At 53.8% G+C, this 17919-nt stretch carries 17 protein-coding genes; 11 read left to right on the top strand and 6 right to left on the bottom strand.

Annotation, left to right across the window (positions count from 1 at the left end; all coding sequences use genetic code 11):
* Positions 1-88: 88 nt before the first annotated feature.
* Complete coding sequence (gene plsB / locus EYY67_RS17570; RefSeq protein ID WP_095924319.1) at positions 89-2572, bottom strand: glycerol-3-phosphate 1-O-acyltransferase PlsB; 2484 nt, start codon at positions 2570-2572, stop codon at positions 89-91.
* Between the two features lie 130 nt (positions 2573-2702).
* Here plsB and EYY67_RS17565 point away from each other — a divergent pair, with 130 nt between their 5' ends.
* The 4 genes from EYY67_RS17565 (at position 2703) to EYY67_RS17550 (ending at position 5867) form a co-directional block, all read left to right on the top strand.
* A complete protein-coding gene (locus tag EYY67_RS17565) occupies positions 2703-3071 on the top strand; it encodes a diacylglycerol kinase (RefSeq protein ID WP_095924320.1) in 369 nt (122 codons plus the stop codon).
* Positions 3072-3190: 119 nt separating this feature from the next.
* On the top strand, positions 3191-3799 hold the full coding sequence (gene lexA / locus EYY67_RS17560) for a transcriptional repressor LexA (RefSeq protein ID WP_095924321.1): 609 nt from the start codon (positions 3191-3193) through the stop codon (positions 3797-3799).
* Between the two features lie 303 nt (positions 3800-4102).
* The gene (dinF, locus tag EYY67_RS17555; protein ID WP_095924322.1) at positions 4103-5458 is read left to right on the top strand and encodes an MATE family efflux transporter DinF; all 1356 of its coding nucleotides are present in this window, start codon (positions 4103-4105) and stop codon (positions 5456-5458) included.
* Between the two features lie 199 nt (positions 5459-5657).
* Positions 5658-5867: a CsbD family protein gene (locus EYY67_RS17550; protein ID WP_013577368.1), complete on the top strand. Its 210-nt coding sequence runs from the start codon at positions 5658-5660 to the stop codon at positions 5865-5867.
* Between the two features lie 134 nt (positions 5868-6001).
* Here EYY67_RS17550 and zur read toward each other — a convergent pair whose 3' ends face one another.
* The gene (gene zur, locus EYY67_RS17545; protein WP_095924323.1) at positions 6002-6511 is read right to left on the bottom strand and encodes a zinc uptake transcriptional repressor Zur; all 510 of its coding nucleotides are present in this window, start codon (positions 6509-6511) and stop codon (positions 6002-6004) included.
* 264 nt (positions 6512-6775) lie between these two features.
* Between zur and dusA the strand changes: the two genes are divergently transcribed.
* A complete protein-coding gene (gene dusA, locus EYY67_RS17540; protein ID WP_131694008.1) occupies positions 6776-7783 on the top strand; it encodes a tRNA dihydrouridine(20/20a) synthase DusA in 1008 nt (335 codons plus the stop codon).
* A gap of 201 nt (positions 7784-7984) precedes the next feature.
* On the top strand, positions 7985-8221 hold the full coding sequence (gene pspG / locus EYY67_RS17535) for an envelope stress response protein PspG (protein WP_095924325.1): 237 nt from the start codon (positions 7985-7987) through the stop codon (positions 8219-8221).
* A 396-nt stretch (positions 8222-8617) separates the two neighbouring features.
* Here the strand turns inward: pspG and EYY67_RS17530 are convergent, their stop codons facing one another.
* Positions 8618-9601 carry a quinone oxidoreductase gene (locus EYY67_RS17530; RefSeq protein ID WP_131694007.1) on the bottom strand — a complete coding sequence of 328 codons (984 nt, stop codon included), beginning with the start codon at positions 9599-9601 and terminating at the stop codon, positions 8618-8620.
* 182 nt (positions 9602-9783) lie between these two features.
* Between EYY67_RS17530 and dnaB the strand changes: the two genes are divergently transcribed.
* Positions 9784-11190: a replicative DNA helicase gene (gene dnaB, locus EYY67_RS17525; protein WP_013577363.1), complete on the top strand. Its 1407-nt coding sequence runs from the start codon at positions 9784-9786 to the stop codon at positions 11188-11190.
* Positions 11191-11355: 165 nt separating this feature from the next.
* Positions 11356-12435 (top strand): alanine racemase, encoded by a 1080-nt coding sequence (alr, locus tag EYY67_RS17520; protein WP_131694006.1) that lies wholly within the window; start codon positions 11356-11358, stop codon positions 12433-12435.
* Between the two features lie 3 nt (positions 12436-12438).
* On the opposite strand, the gene EYY67_RS17515 is transcribed toward alr, so the two are convergent.
* Positions 12439-13218 carry a transporter substrate-binding domain-containing protein gene (locus EYY67_RS17515; RefSeq protein WP_095924328.1) on the bottom strand — a complete coding sequence of 260 codons (780 nt, stop codon included), beginning with the start codon at positions 13216-13218 and terminating at the stop codon, positions 12439-12441.
* A 123-nt stretch (positions 13219-13341) separates the two neighbouring features.
* Here EYY67_RS17515 and EYY67_RS17510 point away from each other — a divergent pair, with 123 nt between their 5' ends.
* Together EYY67_RS17510 and EYY67_RS17505 are read left to right on the top strand one after the other, a co-directional pair.
* Entirely contained in the window at positions 13342-13806 is a 465-nt protein-coding gene (locus tag EYY67_RS17510; RefSeq protein ID WP_131694005.1) for an Lrp/AsnC family transcriptional regulator, read from the top strand.
* 245 nt (positions 13807-14051) lie between these two features.
* Positions 14052-14684, top strand: a complete 633-nt coding sequence (locus EYY67_RS17505) for a YitT family protein (protein ID WP_131694004.1) — start codon at positions 14052-14054, stop codon at positions 14682-14684.
* Between the two features lie 88 nt (positions 14685-14772).
* Here the strand turns inward: EYY67_RS17505 and EYY67_RS17500 are convergent, their stop codons facing one another.
* On the bottom strand, positions 14773-15522 hold the full coding sequence (locus EYY67_RS17500) for a 3-oxoacyl-ACP reductase family protein (RefSeq protein WP_119823717.1): 750 nt from the start codon (positions 15520-15522) through the stop codon (positions 14773-14775).
* A gap of 225 nt (positions 15523-15747) precedes the next feature.
* On the opposite strand from EYY67_RS17500, the gene EYY67_RS17495 reads away from it, so the two are divergent.
* Positions 15748-16941: an amino acid aminotransferase gene (locus EYY67_RS17495; protein ID WP_095925259.1), complete on the top strand. Its 1194-nt coding sequence runs from the start codon at positions 15748-15750 to the stop codon at positions 16939-16941.
* Positions 16942-17104: 163 nt separating this feature from the next.
* Here the strand turns inward: EYY67_RS17495 and EYY67_RS17490 are convergent, their stop codons facing one another.
* On the bottom strand, positions 17105-17890 hold the full coding sequence (locus EYY67_RS17490) for a DeoR/GlpR family DNA-binding transcription regulator (protein ID WP_095924333.1): 786 nt from the start codon (positions 17888-17890) through the stop codon (positions 17105-17107).
* Positions 17891-17919 lie beyond the last annotated feature (29 nt).

Below are 17919 nucleotides of genomic sequence, written 5' to 3'. Positions count from 1 at the left end.
ACTGATTCAGCGGCCATAAAAAACGCCCGGACTCTGTAAAAAGTCCGGGCGTTTTGTTTTACCGTCAGTTGGCGTGCGTTAATACCGGTTAGTGATCGGTATCGCGCACATCCATCTTAGGCTCAGCCGGTGGCTCCGTCGGTTGCGGCAGCTCGGAAGGCATACCCGCACTCTCAATCGTCAGCTTGATATCCGGCGTCATCAGGTCACTGAGCATGAGGTAAATCTCACGCGTTTGTTCCTGAATGGCATCGCCGGTGTCACTGATATAGCCTTCGGCGCGCAGGGTACCGACCAGCGTCGAGAACACCGCTTTGTCGAAGAACTCAGGGGCATTGATACCGTGCAGCACGGATAAACGCTGCGCCATAATCCGGCTCTCTTTTTCCAGCGCACCACGGTTGATGCTTGGATTATTGGTGAGCAGGGAGAAAGTGATCGCGTAGCGTTGCAGCGTTTCACGTACGCCGGCAGCCAGCAGCTGCAACGTGCGGATACGCGCCGGATTGAGTGTCAGCTCATCATCTTCAAGATGAATGATTTGCTGACGCGCCAGTTCCAGCGTCAGAACATCCAGCACCTGTGGCAGTTCAGACGTGTCGAAATGCATAAACAGTTCGGCTTTCAGCATCGGATAAATCAGTTCTACCTGACGCAGTAATTCCGCGCGGCTGACCTGACGATGATGCATCACAATGCTGGAAATCAGCGACGGCAACACCAGCATATGATGGATGTTGTTGCGGTAGTACGTCATCAGCACGGCCTGTTCACGAGGCAGAACGATGATGTCGCCGATGTTGTCTTTCTCAACCTGGAACTTGTTCATGTTCAGCGCATGATCGAGCAACTGATCGGCAGTCAGATCGGGCACCGTCGAATCCGCGTTGTAAGGCACATTACGCAGCAATTGCAGATAGCAGTCGATTTGCTCGGTCAGTTGTTCGCGGGTCAGTGAACGCTGACGGGAAGCCAGCAGCGCGGTACAACACAAGTTCATGGCATTGGCTGCCGCCGAATTGTTGATGCGCACCATGATCTGTTCTGCCAGATCCTGCACCGTTGGCGTCAGCCAGCTCGGACGTTGTGCTTCGATCGGATCGATGGCTTCACGCCAGGTCGGCACGTTCTGGTTCAGGTAAGTGGTCAGATGCAGCGGCTCACCAAAGTTCACATAACCCTGACCAAGGTTGCGCAGCTTGCGCAGGCCGTTAAGCATCTGCGTCAGACTTTCTTTCTCTTTGGTCGCACCGCGCAATTCTTTGGCGTAGGTGCCCACTTCCATCACATGCTCATAACCGATGTAAATCGGCACCAGCGTAATCGGACGTGAACCGCCGCGCAGCATGGCCTGAATGGTCATTGCCAGCGTACCGGTTTTCGGTTCCAGCAGACGTCCGGTGCGTGAACGACCGCCTTCGACAAAGTATTCCACCGAATAACCACGGCTAAACAGTTCGCCCAGATATTCACGGAAAACCGTCGAATACAGCTTGTTGCCTTTGAAGGTACGGCGGATGAAGAACGCGCCCAGACGGCGGAAAATCGGACCGGCTGGCCAGAAGTTCAGGTTGATACCGGCGGCGATATGCGGCGGCACCAGCCCCTGATGATAGAGCACGTAAGAGAGCAGCAGATAGTCCATGTGGCTGCGGTGGCAGGGCACATAGACGATTTCCTGACCGTCCAGCGCGAGCTGGCGTACACGTTCGGCATTATTAACATTGATGCCTTTGTACAGACGGTTCCACGTCCAGCTCAGCACACGGTCAGACAGGCGCACGGCTTCATAAGAGAAGTCGGCGGCAATCTCTTCCATCAGGGCGATGGCGTTTTGCTGGGCTTTTTCATGGGAAATCTTTTTGCTGCGCGCCTCGTCTTCAATGGCTTTTTCAATCGCTTTGGAGGCCAGTAATTTATTGAATAAATCCTGACGAGCCGGAAGACGCGGGCCAACGGCGGCCAGACGCTGGCGGGAGAAATGCATCCGCGCCACGCGGGCCAGTTTCTGCGCGATGGTTTTATCTGTACCGTGCTCTGTCGCCATATAGCGCAGGGAAACGGTATTAGAGAAACGGACAAAACTGTCGCGTCCCAGCCACAACACGGCGAAGAATTTCTGAATGCCGTTCAGCACGCGCAAATGCGGCGTATCGTCCTGACCTTCACGACCCGGCGCACGGCCAAACATCACCGACACCGGCAACATCTGAATGTCTAACTCCGGATTATTGCGGTGTAAGTCCAGATAATCGTGGAACAGTTTTACCGATTCCTGCTTTGGCGTGTAATACGAGAAGACACGCGGCCCTTCAGCAATGAAAACGTGGCTTGGCAGCAGGGTTCCGTCGATTTCTAACGGGATCAGGGGATCGGGCAGATTCTGCGCCAGACATTGCGCACGCAACGTCAGCAAATCGGCTTTAGAGTTATAAGGCAATACGTACAGAATTGGCCGCGTCGGGTCTAAATGCAACTCGGTAACGGGATCTGAAGGTATGACCTTGCTCTTTACCAGCAATGAGAGTGGTAAATTCAATAATGTGTAATAAAGTCTACGCCAACCTGACATAAAAACGTGAAGCCTCTTGTTAGCCATTTCGCCGCAAGGATACCAGAAAGATCCGTGGAGATCTGTGGTCATATAAAAGCTAAAATACGGCACACTTTTAAGGACAACCCTTCAAGGATCAGTACCCCAAATGGCGAATCAAGTCACTGGATTTACCCGAATTTATAAAGCGGCTGGCTATTCCTGGAAAGGATTGAAAGCCGCATGGCAAAACGAAGCGGCTTTTCGCCAGGAAGCCAGTGTGGCTATCCCGTTAATTTTATTATCATTCTGGTGCGATGTCAGCAGCATAGAACGCATTCTGCTGATTGGCTCAGTGGTGTTGGTGTGCGTCACCGAACTGCTCAACAGCGCGGTGGAATGTGCGATTGACCGCATCGGCCCTGAATTTCACGTACTGTCAGGCCGCGCCAAAGATATCGGCTCCGCTGCCGTACTGCTGACCATCATATTGGCGATTTTTGTCTGGGTCAGCATCTTTTGGCCGCGATGGTTCTGATTTGGAATCTGCATTCCAGGAATCACCGTTATGCCCTGTTTTTATTCAATCTTAGGTTTTCATTGGCCGTTTAGCTGTATATACTCACAGCAAGACTGTATAAACAACCAGGGGGCGGAATGAAAGCTTTAACGACCAGACAACAAGAGGTCTATGACCTTATTCGCGATCATATCTCCACCACCGGTATGCCACCCACCCGCGCAGAGATTGCGTCACGTCTGGGGTTTCGTTCTCCCAATGCGGCGGAAGAGCATCTGAAAGCGCTGGCACGTAAGGGCGTTATCGAGATTGTCTCCGGTGCGTCACGTGGCATCCGCCTGCTGATGGAAGAAGAAGAAGGTTTACCGCTGATCGGCCGTGTGGCTGCCGGTGAACCGCTTCTGGCTCAGCAACATATTGAAGGCCATTATCAGGTCGATCCGGCGATGTTTAAGCCGAGCGCCGATTTCCTGCTGCGCGTCAGCGGTATGTCGATGCGTGATATCGGTATCCTCGACGGTGATTTACTGGCCGTGCATAAAACGCAGGATGTGCGTAACGGTCAGGTCGTTGTGGCCCGCATTGATGACGAAGTCACCGTGAAACGCCTGAAAAAACAGGGCAGCGTGGTGCAGTTATTGCCTGAAAACAGCGAGTTCCAGCCGATTGTGGTGGATTTGCGCGAGCAGAATTTCAGCATTGAAGGTTTAGCCGTAGGCGTCATCCGCAACGGCAACTGGATTTGATCTTCGTACTTCGAGCTATCTCTTCGTTGGCTGCCTTCGCGAACCCCGGTCACATACTGGTGTATGCTCCCGGTGTTCGCTCAGTTGCCGCCTTGATATAACTCGAATTACTCGCTCAAATTCGTGAGCCAGATGCTTCGATTTAGCGTCTGGTCTCGATAGTATCGAACATAGTTGAATAGGGATGGCGGCCGCCTCCGGCATTCATTTGAATTCAAAGAGAAAGCATTTTCTCTCATCGTCGCCCCTTTCGGGGCGATGTCATTTACAGGCATAACCTGAACCTCCGGCATGAGATTCTCTATGCAACATCATTCCCTGCGACAAAAATTCCAAAACACCTTTCTAAGTCCTGCCGATAAAGCACTGTGGATGCTGGCGTTGCCGATGATTTTTTCCAATATCACGGTGCCGTTGCTCGGGCTGGTGGATACCGCAGTGATCGGCCATCTCGACAGCCCGGATTATCTCGGCGGTGTGGCTGTCGGTTCTATGATCACCACTTTCCTCTTTATGCTGCTGTTGTTTCTGCGCATGAGCACCACCGGCATGACCGCGCAGGCGCTCGGCGCGAAAGACAATCAGCTGCTGGCGCGTGCCTTCGTACAGCCTTTTCTTCTGGCCGTGCTGGCCGGTGCCATCATTGTGTTATTCCGCCATCCGCTGATGGAACTGGCATTTCACATTGTCGGCGGTAGCCAGCCGGTACTGGAACAGGCGAGGTTGTTTATTGAAATCCGCTGGTTCAGTGCGCCGGCATCGCTGGCCAATCTGGTGATCCTCGGCTGGCTGCTGGGGATTCAGTATGTGCGCGGGCCCGTGATCCTGCTGATTGCCGGGAATCTGCTTAATATCATTCTGGATCTGTGGCTGGTGATCGGGCTGGGTTGGAACGTGCGTGGTGCCGCCATGGCGACCGCCAGTTCGGAGTATTTCACCCTGCTGATCGGATTGTATTTTGTCTGGCGGGTGATGAAACAACGCGGTATTACCGGTGAAGAAATCACCTCTGCATGGCGCGGTAACCTGCGTCGTCTGCTGGGGCTTAACCGCGACATCATGCTGCGGTCATTGCTGCTCCAGCTTTGCTTTGCCTCACTGACTATTCTGGGCGCGCGGCTGGGCAGTCACGTCGTGGCGGTGAACGCGGTGCTGATGAATCTGCTGACGTTTACCGCTTTTGCGCTGGATGGTTTTGCCTACGCCATTGAAGCGCATTCCGGTGAGGCGTTCGGTGCCCGTAACCGCGAAAAACTGCTGAATGTCTGGCACGCCGCGTGTCGTCAGGCCGGGCTGGTCGCCCTGTTTTTCGCGCTGGTTTATGCCCTGGCGGGTGACGCGATCATTAACGCGCTGACGTCATTACCTGAACTGCGTGAGCTGGCTGACCATTATCTCGGCTGGCAGATCATCCTGCCCCTGGTGGCCGTCTGGTGCTATTTGCTGGATGGTATGTTCATAGGCGCAACGCGCGGGCGGGATATGCGTAACAGCATGCTGGTGGCGGCGCTGGGATACGGTCTGACACTGTTCACCTTACCGCTGCTGGGTAACCATGCCCTGTGGCTGGCACTGATGGTGTTTCTGGGGCTGCGGGGGCTGTCGCTGGGCTGGATATGGCGTCGTTACTGGCGTCATGACACCTGGTTTACGTCCTGAATGGGGGGATTTTTCCGCATTTTTCAAAGGCATAAACCCCGGCGTATCGTTATTTTCTGCTTTGGATTAATCCTAATAACGCTTTTTATCCCTGTTTCGGGAGGATTAATCGGGATTCTCTACTAACCTTTAAAGTGTTAAGGACGAACTGCAAGCGAGAAATGCAGTTCACGAAACCCAAGGTAACAGGAGATATTTTATGAATAAGGACCAAGCCGACGGTAACTGGAAACAGTTCAAAGGGAAAGTGAAAGAACAATGGGGCAAGCTGACGGATGACGACCTGACAGTGGTTGAAGGTAAACGTGATCAGTTGGTCGGTAAAATTCAGGAGCGTTACGGCTATCAGAAAGATCAGGCCGAGAAAGAGCTCAATGAATGGGAAACCAAAAATAAATATCACTGGTAACACGCGACTCCCCCTCGCGTATCAGTGACGTATCCTGGCTTTAGCTGCTCCTACCCGGAACAATTCAGGATACGGGTACACGGAAGTACCCAACCCTTACCCCCGCAAGTTATTCGTCGTTACCCCTTCATCCCTCAGCGTTTTTTCACCACAATACTGTGGTCGTGATCGCAGTGATCATGGCTGTCGCAGGTTTCCACGACTTTACATTCCGCACACAATCCATGCGCTTCCACCACCGAATGACGAAGTTCAAATCCGGACTCTGACGCCAGTTTTGCCAGGCGCTCTTCAATGCCATCCGTGGTTTTTTCGGTGACCAGCCCGCAGCGGTCGCAGATAAACAGCGCAGAGGTGTGGCTCGGCTCTTCAAAATGGTGGCACAGCACATAGCTGTTCGCTGACTCAACGCGGTGGATAAACCCTTGTTCCAGCAGAAAATCCAGCGCACGGTAAACGGTCGGCGGTTTTGCCTGCGGCTCGCTGACACGCAGCAAGTCCAGCAAATCATAGGCGCTGATCGCACCGGGTTGTTGCGTCATCAGACGCAGTACTTCCAGCCGCTGCGGGGTCAGGCGAACATTGCGCTGCTGGCAAAGTTCTTCAGCTTGTGAAAGTAATTTTTCCGGATTATTCAGGGTCATAGCAACGTTCTCTGAGCGCAGATGGGGGGAGACAGGCCACATCATGCGACCTGTGTTGATTTTATCATGCTTGCGGCAAAACGCCGAATTATGCGCCATTCAGATGTGATACGGCGTCGTCATTCGTTCGCTTAACGGCACAAGATGCCGAATCTTTGTTCTGTGATATAATCAGCGATTACATTCCCTCTGGCGGTCACGCCGGAAGGAGCGCCACGAACCCCTTCAGCGAATGTCAGGCCGATGTCAGAAACTCAACACGCAATGCCCCGGACCACCCCTTTTTCCGCTCAGCGTTTTTCCGTTGCGCCCATGCTCGACTGGACTGATCGTCACTGCCGCCATTTTCACCGGCTGATGACCGGTCAGACCTTGCTGTATACCGAAATGGTGACCACCGGTGCCATCATTCACGGCAAAGGGGATTATCTGGGCTTTGGCGATGAAGAACATCCGGTGTCCTTGCAGCTTGGCGGCAGCAATCCTGCCGATCTGGCGCATTGTGCGAAGCTGGCGGAAGAACGTGGCTATGACGAAATTAACCTGAATGTCGGTTGTCCGTCGGATCGCGTACAAAACGGCATGTTTGGTGCCTGTCTGATGGGGCAGGCATCGCTGGTTGCCGACTGCATTAAAGCGATGCGCGATGTGGTTTCCATTCCGGTCACGGTCAAAACCCGCATTGGTATCGACGATCAGGACAGCTACGAATTCCTCTGTGATTTCATCCGTCAGGTGTCTGAAAACGGCGGCTGCGATACCTTCATTATCCATGCGCGTAAAGCCTGGCTTTCCGGCCTCAGCCCGAAAGAGAACCGTGAAATCCCGCCGCTGGATTACCCGCGCGTGTATCAGCTTAAACGTGATTTCCCGCATCTGACGATGGCAATTAACGGCGGCATTAAGACGCTCGAAGAAGCCAAAACCCATCTGCAATATATGGATGGCGTGATGGTGGGGCGCGAGGCTTACCAGAATCCGGGCATGTTGCTGAATGTAGATCGCGAGCTGTTCGGTGCCGACACGCCGCTGAAAAGCGGGCCGGACATTATCCGTGCGCTGTACCCGTATATTGAAGCAGAGCTGAGCAAAGGAACCTACCTCGGCCACATTACCCGCCACATTCTGGGACTGTTCCAGGGCGTGCCGGGCGCACGTCAGTTCCGTCGCCATCTCAGTGAGAATGCACATAAAGCCGGTGCAGGTATTGATGTGGTTGAACAGGCATTGCAGATGGTCGCTCAGCAGCAGGAAATGGCGGCGCAGGCCTGACCGCGATAAAAAGCCAGTGAGCAAAATCACTATCAGTTAGTCAGATTCACTATCTCTGCGCAGGCCGTTCGCGCCTGCGTATTATTTTTCTCTTATGATTCAGCGGATTAATTCTCCTTTCATACTGGCACGTTTCTTGTAATAGCCAAGATGTGTTTTGACATCATGTCTTATTACACATGGCTTATTAAGGAGCACCCGATGCTGGAAATTCTCTTCGTGCTTGGTTTTTTCTTTATGCTGATGCTCACCGGCATCTCTTTGCTGGGCATGATTGCGGCGCTGGTCGTGGCCTTTGCGCTGATGATGTTGGGTGGCTTTTTGGCAATTGTTATTAAAATGTTGCCGTGGCTGGTTTTGGCGGTGGTGGCCGTCTGGATTTACCGGGCATTTATCCGGCCAGATGAACCAAAATATCGTCGCCGTCGTTTACCGTAATCACGACGATCAATAATTGGTTCGCGTAACCCACTGAAAATATGATGATTGCTGGCTGTCTTTTAAGCACAAAAAAATGTAACCGTTGCAGCGATAACTTTTGCTTATGTGCTAGCGATCACAAGCTGGGTCAGAATGTGCGGTAGAAACGCATAAATCATATTTTTTAACATGGGTGACTGTTAGGATGGAATTCATTGGCAGCCAGCAGGCTGTAAACCGAATTCATCAAGTCCGCTGAGGCACACAATAGTCGCTTAAGTGACATCGCCCTGTGGATTTACCCGGCAGTACCCTACAGCAGTACCCGTCTGAAATCAGAGGTCGTCTGAATCAGACAGTAAGAAAGGCTTTCACATCTGTGAAAGCCTTTTTTGCATTGGCTCAGGGACACTTTTATGGGATGAGTAAACTTGAACCCTGTGTCACGCGGCTTTCCAGCGTTTCATGTGCGCGTTTTGCCTCTGCGAGCGGGAATTTCTGCGCGTCGCTGACATCGACTTTTATCGCACCACTGGCAATCAGTGAAAACAGCTCGCTGCTGGCTTCCTCGAGTTCTTCACGGTTGGTCACGTAGCCATTGAGGGAAGGGCGGGTGACAAACAGGGAGCCTTTCTGATTGAGGATCGCCAGATCCACGCCTTTCACCGGGCCGGAAGCATTACCGAAACTGACCAGCAAACCACGGCGTTTCAGGCTGTTAAGCGATTTCTCGAAGGTATCTTTACCCACCGAGTCGTACACCACCCCGACTTTCTCGCCACCGGTCAGTTCCGCCACGCGGGTCGCGATATCTTCTTTTTGATAGTTGATGGTCGCCCAGGCGCCCGCCTGTTTGGCGCGCTCTGCCTTTTCGTCCGACCCGACGGTGCCAATCAGTTTTACACCCAGGGCTTTCGCCCACTGACAGGCAATCAGACCCACGCCACCGGCGGCGGCATGGAAAAGAATGGTTTCACCGGCCTGCACTTCATGGGTTTTACGCAGCAAATAATAAACCGTCAGCCCTTTCAGGAAGGAGGCGGCGGCCTGTTCAAAGCTGATGGCATCCGGCAGCAGGGCAATTTTTTCCTGCGGCACGTTATGAAATTCACTGTAAGCGCCGAGCGCGGATTGCGCATACACCACGCGGTCGCCCGGTTTGATGCCGGTCACGCCGCTGCCGACTTTGCTGACCACGCCTGCCGCTTCGGTGCCTAAACCCGCCGGGAAACTCGCCGGTGGGTACAAACCGCTGCGCACGTAAGTATCGATATAGTTGATGCCGATGGCTTTGTTCTCAACCTGAACCTCGCCAGCCTGCGGATCTTGTGGCTGATAATCAACATATTGCAGAACCTCAGGGGTGCCTGTTTCAGAAAACTGGATGCGCTTCGCCATGTTTTTTCCTCGTGATGGAGCCTGATTTCAACCCTAGGCTAAATGTCCGGGACAATCCAGATTTTCGGCACTAAGGGTTAATACCCTTTTGAAATGGTTTATACTGTCGCGCGAGTCAGGCTCCGATTTTTGGAAACCCGACGCTCATAAAACAGGCGCTTAGAGCAGGAATTAATCCACAGATGGCAGCAAAAAAACCGACCAATCAACAGAACGAAAACCGCGATCGCCAGATGGAAGGGTTGAAACTTCCGCCGCATTCGCTGGAAGCTGAACAATCCGTTCTGGGCGGGCTGATGCTGGACAACGAACGCTGGGATAACGTCGCCGAGCGCGTGGTCAGCAATGACTTCTTCAGCCGCCCGCATCGCCTGATTTTTACCGAAATGCAGCGTTTGCTGGAAATGAGCAAACCGATCGACCTGATCACGCTTTCTGAATCTCTGGAACAGAAAGGCGATCTGGACTCCGTCGGCGGTTTCGCCTATCTGGCAGAACTCTCGAAAAACACCCCAAGTGCGGCAAACATCGGTGCTTACGCAGACATCGTGCGTGAACGTGCGGTGGTGCGTGAAATGATTTCCGTCGCCAATGAAATTGCCGACGCGGGCTATGATCCGCAGGGTCGCAGCAGCGAAGACCTGCTGGACTTAGCCGAATCCCGCGTATTCCAGATTGCCGAAAGCCGCGCCAGTAAAGACGAAGGCCCGAAAAGCATCGACCGCATTCTGGAAAGCACCGTTTCCCGTATCGAAGAACTGTTCCAGCGCCCGCATGATGGCGTAACGGGCGTCTCGACCGGCTATGCCGACCTCGACAAGAAAACCGCCGGTTTGCAAAAATCTGACCTGATCATTGTCGCGGCGCGTCCGTCGATGGGTAAAACCACCTTTGCGATGAACCTCGCCGAAAATGCGGCGATGATGCAGGATAAACCGGTGTTAATCTTCAGTCTGGAGATGCCCGGCGATCAGATCATGATGCGTATGCTGGCGTCACTGTCCCGCGTCGACCAGACCAAAATCCGTACCGGTCAGCTTGATGATGAAGACTGGGCGCGTATCTCCAGCACCATGGGCATTCTGCTCGAAAAGCGGAACATGTATATCGATGACTCGTCCGGCCTGACGCCAACCGAAGTTCGTTCGCGCGCCCGACGCATCTTCCGTGAGCACGGCGGGCTGAGCCTGATCATGATCGACTACCTCCAGCTGATGCGCGTTCCGGCGCTGTCCGATAACCGTACGCTGGAAATCGCCGAAATTTCCCGCTCGCTGAAAGCACTGGCGAAAGAATTGCAGGTGCCGGTAGTGGCGCTGTCGCAGCTCAACCGAAGCCTGGAGCAACGTGCGGATAAACGCCCGGTCAACTCCGATTTACGTGAATCCGGCTCCATCGAGCAGGACGCCGACTTAATCATGTTCATCTATCGTGACGAGGTCTATCACGATAACAGTGAAGAAAAAGGCATCGCGCAAATCATCCTCGGTAAGCAACGTAACGGCCCGATCGGTACCGTCCGCCTGACCTTTAACGGTCAGTGGTCGCGGTTTGATAACTATGGCGGCCCGCAATACGACGAAGACTAGTGCGGGGCTATTTTGCTTGCCATTTTGTGTCCGGGCAGTGCTCAAAATCCTCGTGTACTACGTGTACACTCCGGTTTTTCCGCGCTGGCCGAACGCAAACTGGCTGCGCCAATAACGCCCCTTTAGGCTGCTAAAACCCCAATAATTTCATGCAAAGGACTCAAAATGAAAGCGGCTACGGCTGTCATTGATCGCCGCGCTCTGCGACACAATCTGCAACGGGTGCGTCATCTGGCGCCACAAAGTCGTCTGGTTGCGGTAGTGAAAGCAAACGCTTATGGGCACGGTCTGCTGGAGACGGTGCACAGTTTGCAGGACGCCGATTATTACGGTGTCTCCCGGCTCAGCGAGGCGCTGTCGCTGCGTAAAGCCGGTGTGGTGAAACCCATCCTCCTGCTCGAAGGTTTTTTCTCCGCCAGCGAATTACCGCTGCTGGTCGAGCATCAGCTCGATACCGCCGTTCACAGCATTGAACAACTTGAGGCGCTGGAAAACGCGCAACTGGCCCGTCCGCTGAATGTCTGGCTGAAAATCGACACCGGTATGCACCGTTTGGGCGTGCATCCGGCACAGGCCGATGCTTTTTATCAGCGCCTGAGCGCCTGTAAAAATGCGGTTCAGCCGGTCAATATGATGAGTCATTTCTGCCGCGCCGATGAACCGCAAAGTGACGCCACGCCGAAACAGCTGAACTGCTTTAACGCCTTTGCGGCAGGCAAGCCGGGGCAAAAATCTATCGCCGCTTCCGGCGGGATTTTGCTGTGGCCGGAATCGCATATGAATCTGGTTCGTCCGGGGATTATTTTGTACGGTGTCTCGCCGATGGAAACCGGTACCGCCCGCGATTTCGGGCTGCAACCGGCAATGACCCTGACCTCCAGCCTGATTGCCGTGCGTGAGCATTTCGCCGGCGATCCGGTGGGTTACGGCAGTACCTGGGTCAGTGACCGCGATACCCGTCTGGGTGTGGTGGCGATGGGGTATGGCGACGGTTATCCGCGCAGTGCGCCGAACGGCACCCCGGTTCTGGTGAATGGCCGCGAAGTGCCGGTGGCCGGACGCGTGTCGATGGACATGATCACGGTGGATTTAGGGCCGGACGCTACCGATAAGGTCGGTGATGAAGTGATTTTCTGGGGCGAAAAATTACCGGTTGAGCGCATCGCGCAGGCAACCGGTATCAGTGCTTATGAGCTGATCACACAACTCAGCGAGCGCGTTGCCCGCATTTATACTGGCGACTAAACCTTACTTCTTCACGCCCAGCCACTGGCTGACAATTTTCTGATAGTCACCGGTGGCTTTACTCAGGTGCAGCCACTGGTCGACATACATCTTCCAGCTCACGTCATCACGCGGCAGCATGTATGCCTTCTCGCCATATTGCAGCGGCTTTTTCGGATTCACCGCACAGAGTTTCGGATAGTGTTTCTGCTGATACAGCGCTTCCGACGCATCAGTGATCATCACGTCCGCTTTCTTATCCACCAGCTTCTGGAAAATGGTCACGTTATCGCTCAGCGTCAGCGTGCCTTTCGGCAGATGGCTGTGCACGAAGGCTTCGTTGGTGCCGCCCGCCGGTTCAATCAGACGCACGGAAGGGCGGTTCAGCTGTTCAACCGTCTGGTACTGACGCACGTTTTCGCAGCGTACCAGCGGGATTTTCCCGTCCTGATCCAGCACATTGGCAAACCAGGCTTTCTGCTGGCGTTTCAGCGTGACCGAAATGCCACCCATCGCGATATCACAATGTCCGGCACTCATTTCGTCCGGCAGTGTTTTCCATGTGACCGGCACCCAGTTCACTTTCACATCCAGACTCGCCGCCAGCGATTCGGCCATGGCGATATCAATGCCTTCATACTGGCCGTTTTCTTTCAAAAACGTATACGGCTTATAGTCGCCGGTGGTGCAGACATTCAGCGAGCCTTTCTGTAATACGCGCTCAAGATGGGAAGACGTGGGATCCGCTTTTGCGAAACCGGGTAAAGCAGACAGTAAGGCAAGAGAACAGAGGACTTTTTTCATTATTTTTTCCTTGCGGTATCAATGTGCGCAAGTATAAGAAAAAACAGCCGATAAGTAATTAACCGGTATAGTCTTTGCAATACAATTCCGACTCATAAAAATTAAAACGACAGGAAAACTGCTATGTACAGCGTTGATGATTACGACCTGAAAATTCTGACCCTATTACAAGCCAACGGAAGACTGACCAATCAGGAATTAAGCGAACTGGTGGGGCTGTCGGCCTCACAATGCTCACGCCGCCGGATTGGTCTGGAGCAGGCGCAGATGATCCTCGGCTACCATGCCCGTCTGGCACCGGAAGCGTTAGGGTTGGGAATGATCGGTTTAATCGAAGTCCGCCTTATCAACCACTTACCTGCGCAGGTCGATGCCTTTCACAGTATGCTGGGCGAAGTGGATGCCATTATTGATGCCTATAAAACCACCGGCGATGCCGATTATTTACTGAAAGTGGCAGTCAAAGATTTAGCGGGTTTAAGTGCGTTGATTAGCCAAATCCTGTCAGTGCATAAAAGTGTTGCCCATGTGAAAACATCCGTCGTCCTTAACCGGTTAAAAGAAAACGGCTTATTGACGCTGGTCTGAGATTATTAACCTGATATTTCCCGTGCACTATAACGGGGATTTATTTTGGTGCAAGCTCACCGTGATGGTGCATTATTTTGCATGAGTATGCGTATTCTGTGCATGTAAAGAATAATTAACGCGTCGCAAAATCTTATTTTCGATTTTTAATGCAAATTCCGTGCGCGAATATTGCCTTAATTCCCCATCTCATTAATTATCCGGAAAGGGTAATTACGCATGAATATTTCGGGAACTGGGGAATTATGGCAACTGTAGAAGACATCAAACCACCGGTTGAGCAGCCGCGTATCGGGCATACGTTGATTGAAGATGCGCTGGCGATCATTATCGGTACGCTGATGGTCTCTTTTGGCGTGGTGATGTTACGGCAGGTCGGCGCGCTGACCGGCGGCACGGCGGGAATGGCATTTCTGGCGCATTACGTGACGCAGGTGTCATTCGGTACCGCGTTTTTTATCATTAACTTACCTTTCTATTATCTCTCTTTCCGCCGTATGGGGTTGCAGTTCACCCTGAAAACCTTTGCCGCCGTCGCGCTGGTGTCGGTCTTCTCGGACCTGCATCCGATGTTTGTCCATTTCGATCATCTTCAGCCGTTCTACGCCACGCTGTTTGCCAATGTGATCATGGGCATCGGCTTTATTGTGCTGTTCCGCCATAAAGCCAGCCTCGGCGGCGTGAACATTCTGGCGCTGTTTCTGCAGGACAAATACGGTATCCGCGCCGGTAAACTGCAAATGGGCGTGGACTGCTGCATCGTGCTGGCATCGCTGTTCGTCGTCAGTTACGAAATGCTGATTGCCTCGGTGCTGGGTGCGGTGATTGTGAATCTGATTATCGCGATGAATCACCGTCCGGGGCGCTACAGCGTCTAACGATAAGGATAAAAAATGGCGCAACGCGTTGACCGGCAACGTGTGCGCCATTTTTATATCTACCGTTTTATACCTGACGTGACCGCAATTACGCGCCGAAACCGCCGTCAATGGTCAGGTTCGCGCCGGTGATGTAACCCGCTTCCGGGCCGGAAAGATAAGCCACGAAGCTGGCGATCTCGCTGTCTTTGCCATAGCGGTTGAGCGCCATGTAAGAACGCATACCGTCAGCCATTTCGCCGTCCGCCGGGTTCATATCGGTATCAACCGGGCCGGGTTGCACGTTATTCACGGTAATGCCGCGCGGACCTAAATCCCGAGCCAGACCTTTGGTCAGGCCGACGATGGCGGATTTGCTCATGGCATACACCGCGCCGCCCTGGAACGGCATACGGTCGGCGTTGACGCTGCCGATGGTAATAATACGGCCGCCGTCAGGCATATGGCGCGCCGCCTGCTGGCTGGCGACAAACACGCTGCGCACGTTGACGGCGATGGTGCGGTCAAAATCATCCATCGTCAGCGCGTCGATTTCGCCGAACGCCAGCACACCGGCGTTATTCACCAGAATATCGATTTTACCGAATGCGTTTGCCGCGCTGTCGATGGCGGTACGCACGCTGGTTTCATCGGCGCTGTCGGCTTTGATTGCCAGTGCTTTACCGCCGCTGGCCTCGATGCTTTTCACCAGCGCCTGGGCTTTGTCATCGGAAGAGACGTAAGTGAAGGCCACACTGGCACCTTCGCTGGCCAGACGCTGAACGATAGCCGCGCCGATGCCGCGTGAACCGCCCTGAACGAAAGCGGCTTTGTCTTGCAGTGAATGTTGAGTAGTCATTGGTTTACTCCGGAAAGAATGAGAGGTCCATTTGATCGTAGTCCATGCGAGGAAATCAGCATCTCAGACGAACGGGCGGTTTGATACGCACGGTGTGCCCGCTAAATGACAACATAGTTGTCATCTTTTTTAACGAACTTTGATAGTCTGTGAAACAGTTGCGATGCGCCGGGCTGCCGGACGTGGATCGCAGCGCCACTCAACCAAACCAAGGAGATGTATACCGTGTTCCAACATGTCGATGCCTATGCCGGTGACCCGATTTTGTCGCTGATGGAAAGCTTCAAGACCGATCCGAGACAAGATAAGGTAAACCTGAGCATCGGTCTTTATTACGACGAGCAGGGTATTATTCCGCAACTGGCTGCGGTGGAAAATGCAGAGCAACAGCTGAACGCCGGGCCACAGGCCGCGTCAGTGTATCTGCCAATGGAAGGTCTGCCGGCGTACCGCGCAGGCATTCAGGAACTGCTGTTTGGTGCGGATCATCCGGCATTGAAACAACAGCGTATCGCGACCATTCAGACCGTCGGCGGTTCCGGCGCACTGAAAGTCGGTGCGGATTTCCTCAAGTTTTACTTCCCGAATTCAGACGTTTACGTGAGCGACCCGACCTGGGAAAACCACGTGGCGATCTTTGGTGGCGCGGGCTTTAAAGTCCATACCTATCCGTACTTTGATCCGCAAACGCTGGGTGTGAATTTCACCGCGATGACTGAACGCCTGAAAACCTTACCGGCGCAAAGCATCGTGCTGCTGCACCCGTGCTGCCATAACCCGACCGGTTCTGACCTCACGCCAGCGCAGTGGGATCAGGTGATTGAAATTACCAAACAGCGCGAGCTGATCCCGTTCCTCGACATCGCCTATCAGGGCTTTGGCGCGGGCATCGACGACGACGCTTACGCCATCCGCGCGATGGCCGCTGCGGGCGTCAACTGCTTCGTCAGTAACTCCTTCTCAAAAATCTTCTCCCTGTACGGCGAACGTGTCGGCGGCCTGTCTGTGGTCTGTGAAGACAGCGACGCGGCGGGACGTGTCCTGGGTCAGCTGAAAGCCACCGTGCGCCGCAACTACTCCAGCCCGCCGAACTTCGGGGCAAAAGTGGTGGCGAAAGTCCTGAGCGACAGCGCGCTGAATGCCCAGTGGAAAGCGGAAGTGGAGAAGATGCGTACCCGTATTCTGGAAATGCGTCACACGCTGGTCGACAGCCTGAAAACCGCCTTGCCGGGCCGTGATTTTGACTACCTGCTGCAACAGCGCGGGATGTTCAGCTACACCGGTTTCAGCGAAGCGCAGGTTGTCCGTCTGCGTGAGGAATTCGGTGTTTACCTGATCCTCAGCGGCCGCGTCTGTATGGCAGGTCTGAATCACCACAATGTGAAACAGGTGGCTGAAGCTTTCGCCGCCGTCCAGTAAATTCCCGTCATACTTCGGGCTACGGATGCGTTGGGTGCGTTCACTCACCCCGGTCACAGGCTACGTCCCTGCTCCCGGGGCTTCCTGAACTTACTGCCTTCCCGTAACCCGAATTATTGAGGGGATTGGATGTGTATAAGGCTGACAGAAATGTCGGCTTTTTTTATTCCGATGCGCTGACTTTAATCACTTCGACCTGATGGTTTTTCAGCACCTTGAGCAATCCGGCGGGCGGAAGTTCGTCGGTGAACAGCGCCGTGGCCTGCGAGACGTTGCCGATTTCGACCGCTGCTGAGGCATGATATTTGGTGTGATCGGCCGCCAGCAGAATATGGCGTGAATGCGCCATCATGGTTTTCACTACGCTGGCCTCGTTGACGTCAAATTCCAGCAGGGCACCGTCACCTTCAATCGCGCCGACGCTGGTCACCAGATAATCGGCACGGAATCCGGCGACAAACGCCGTGGCCGCCGGGCCGATTATCCCGCCGTTGTGCGGGCGCAACGTGCCGCCGGGCACCATCACTTCAAAGCGCGGATTCTTATACAAAATATGCGCGACGCGCAGACAGTTAGTGATAATCCGCAACCGGTTGTGATTGAGCAGCGAGTGCGCCACCTGCTCGACGGTGGTGCCGATGGTGATAAATACCGTCGAACCGTCGGGAATGTAATCAGCAATGGCTTCCGCAATGGCTTTTTTCTCTTCCGTCCAGGATATCTCGCGCTGCTCAAAGGCAGTATTGACCACGCTTGAGGCACGTCCCGCGCCGCCGTGATGGCGGGTGATCAGCCCCTGATCGCTGAGCTTGCGGATATCGCGGCGGGCGGTTTGGGTCGATACATCCAGCAGCGCCGCCAGTTCTTCAATGTTCATATAACCGCGTTCGGCAATCAGCCCGAGCAATTGATCGTGACGCGGATTGCCGGTCAGTTCAGTAAGACTCATGGATACATCCTTTAAAATGAGCGTATGAG

It is taken from the genome of Rahnella victoriana (assembly GCF_004330295.1).
Taxonomy (GTDB): Bacteria; Pseudomonadota; Gammaproteobacteria; order Enterobacterales; family Enterobacteriaceae; genus Rahnella; species Rahnella victoriana.
Note: the sequence above shows the minus strand (reverse complement) of the source record. Positions and strands in the feature narration are given on the sequence as shown.

Coding starts and splice junctions, on each gene's coding strand:
- plsB (WP_095924319.1), bottom strand. CDS start 2,572: ATGTCAGGTTGGCGTAGACTTTATTACACATTATTGAATTTACCACTC.
- EYY67_RS17565 (WP_095924320.1), top strand. CDS start 2,703: ATGGCGAATCAAGTCACTGGATTTACCCGAATTTATAAAGCGGCTGGC.
- lexA (WP_095924321.1), top strand. CDS start 3,191: ATGAAAGCTTTAACGACCAGACAACAAGAGGTCTATGACCTTATTCGC.
- dinF (WP_095924322.1), top strand. CDS start 4,103: ATGCAACATCATTCCCTGCGACAAAAATTCCAAAACACCTTTCTAAGT.
- EYY67_RS17550 (WP_013577368.1), top strand. CDS start 5,658: ATGAATAAGGACCAAGCCGACGGTAACTGGAAACAGTTCAAAGGGAAA.
- zur (WP_095924323.1), bottom strand. CDS start 6,511: ATGACCCTGAATAATCCGGAAAAATTACTTTCACAAGCTGAAGAACTT.
- dusA (WP_131694008.1), top strand. CDS start 6,776: ATGCCCCGGACCACCCCTTTTTCCGCTCAGCGTTTTTCCGTTGCGCCC.
- pspG (WP_095924325.1), top strand. CDS start 7,985: ATGCTGGAAATTCTCTTCGTGCTTGGTTTTTTCTTTATGCTGATGCTC.
- EYY67_RS17530 (WP_131694007.1), bottom strand. CDS start 9,601: ATGGCGAAGCGCATCCAGTTTTCTGAAACAGGCACCCCTGAGGTTCTG.
- dnaB (WP_013577363.1), top strand. CDS start 9,784: ATGGCAGCAAAAAAACCGACCAATCAACAGAACGAAAACCGCGATCGC.
- alr (WP_131694006.1), top strand. CDS start 11,356: ATGAAAGCGGCTACGGCTGTCATTGATCGCCGCGCTCTGCGACACAAT.
- EYY67_RS17515 (WP_095924328.1), bottom strand. CDS start 13,218: ATGAAAAAAGTCCTCTGTTCTCTTGCCTTACTGTCTGCTTTACCCGGT.
- EYY67_RS17510 (WP_131694005.1), top strand. CDS start 13,342: ATGTACAGCGTTGATGATTACGACCTGAAAATTCTGACCCTATTACAA.
- EYY67_RS17505 (WP_131694004.1), top strand. CDS start 14,052: ATGGCAACTGTAGAAGACATCAAACCACCGGTTGAGCAGCCGCGTATC.
- EYY67_RS17500 (WP_119823717.1), bottom strand. CDS start 15,522: ATGACTACTCAACATTCACTGCAAGACAAAGCCGCTTTCGTTCAGGGC.
- EYY67_RS17490 (WP_095924333.1), bottom strand. CDS start 17,890: ATGAGTCTTACTGAACTGACCGGCAATCCGCGTCACGATCAATTGCTC.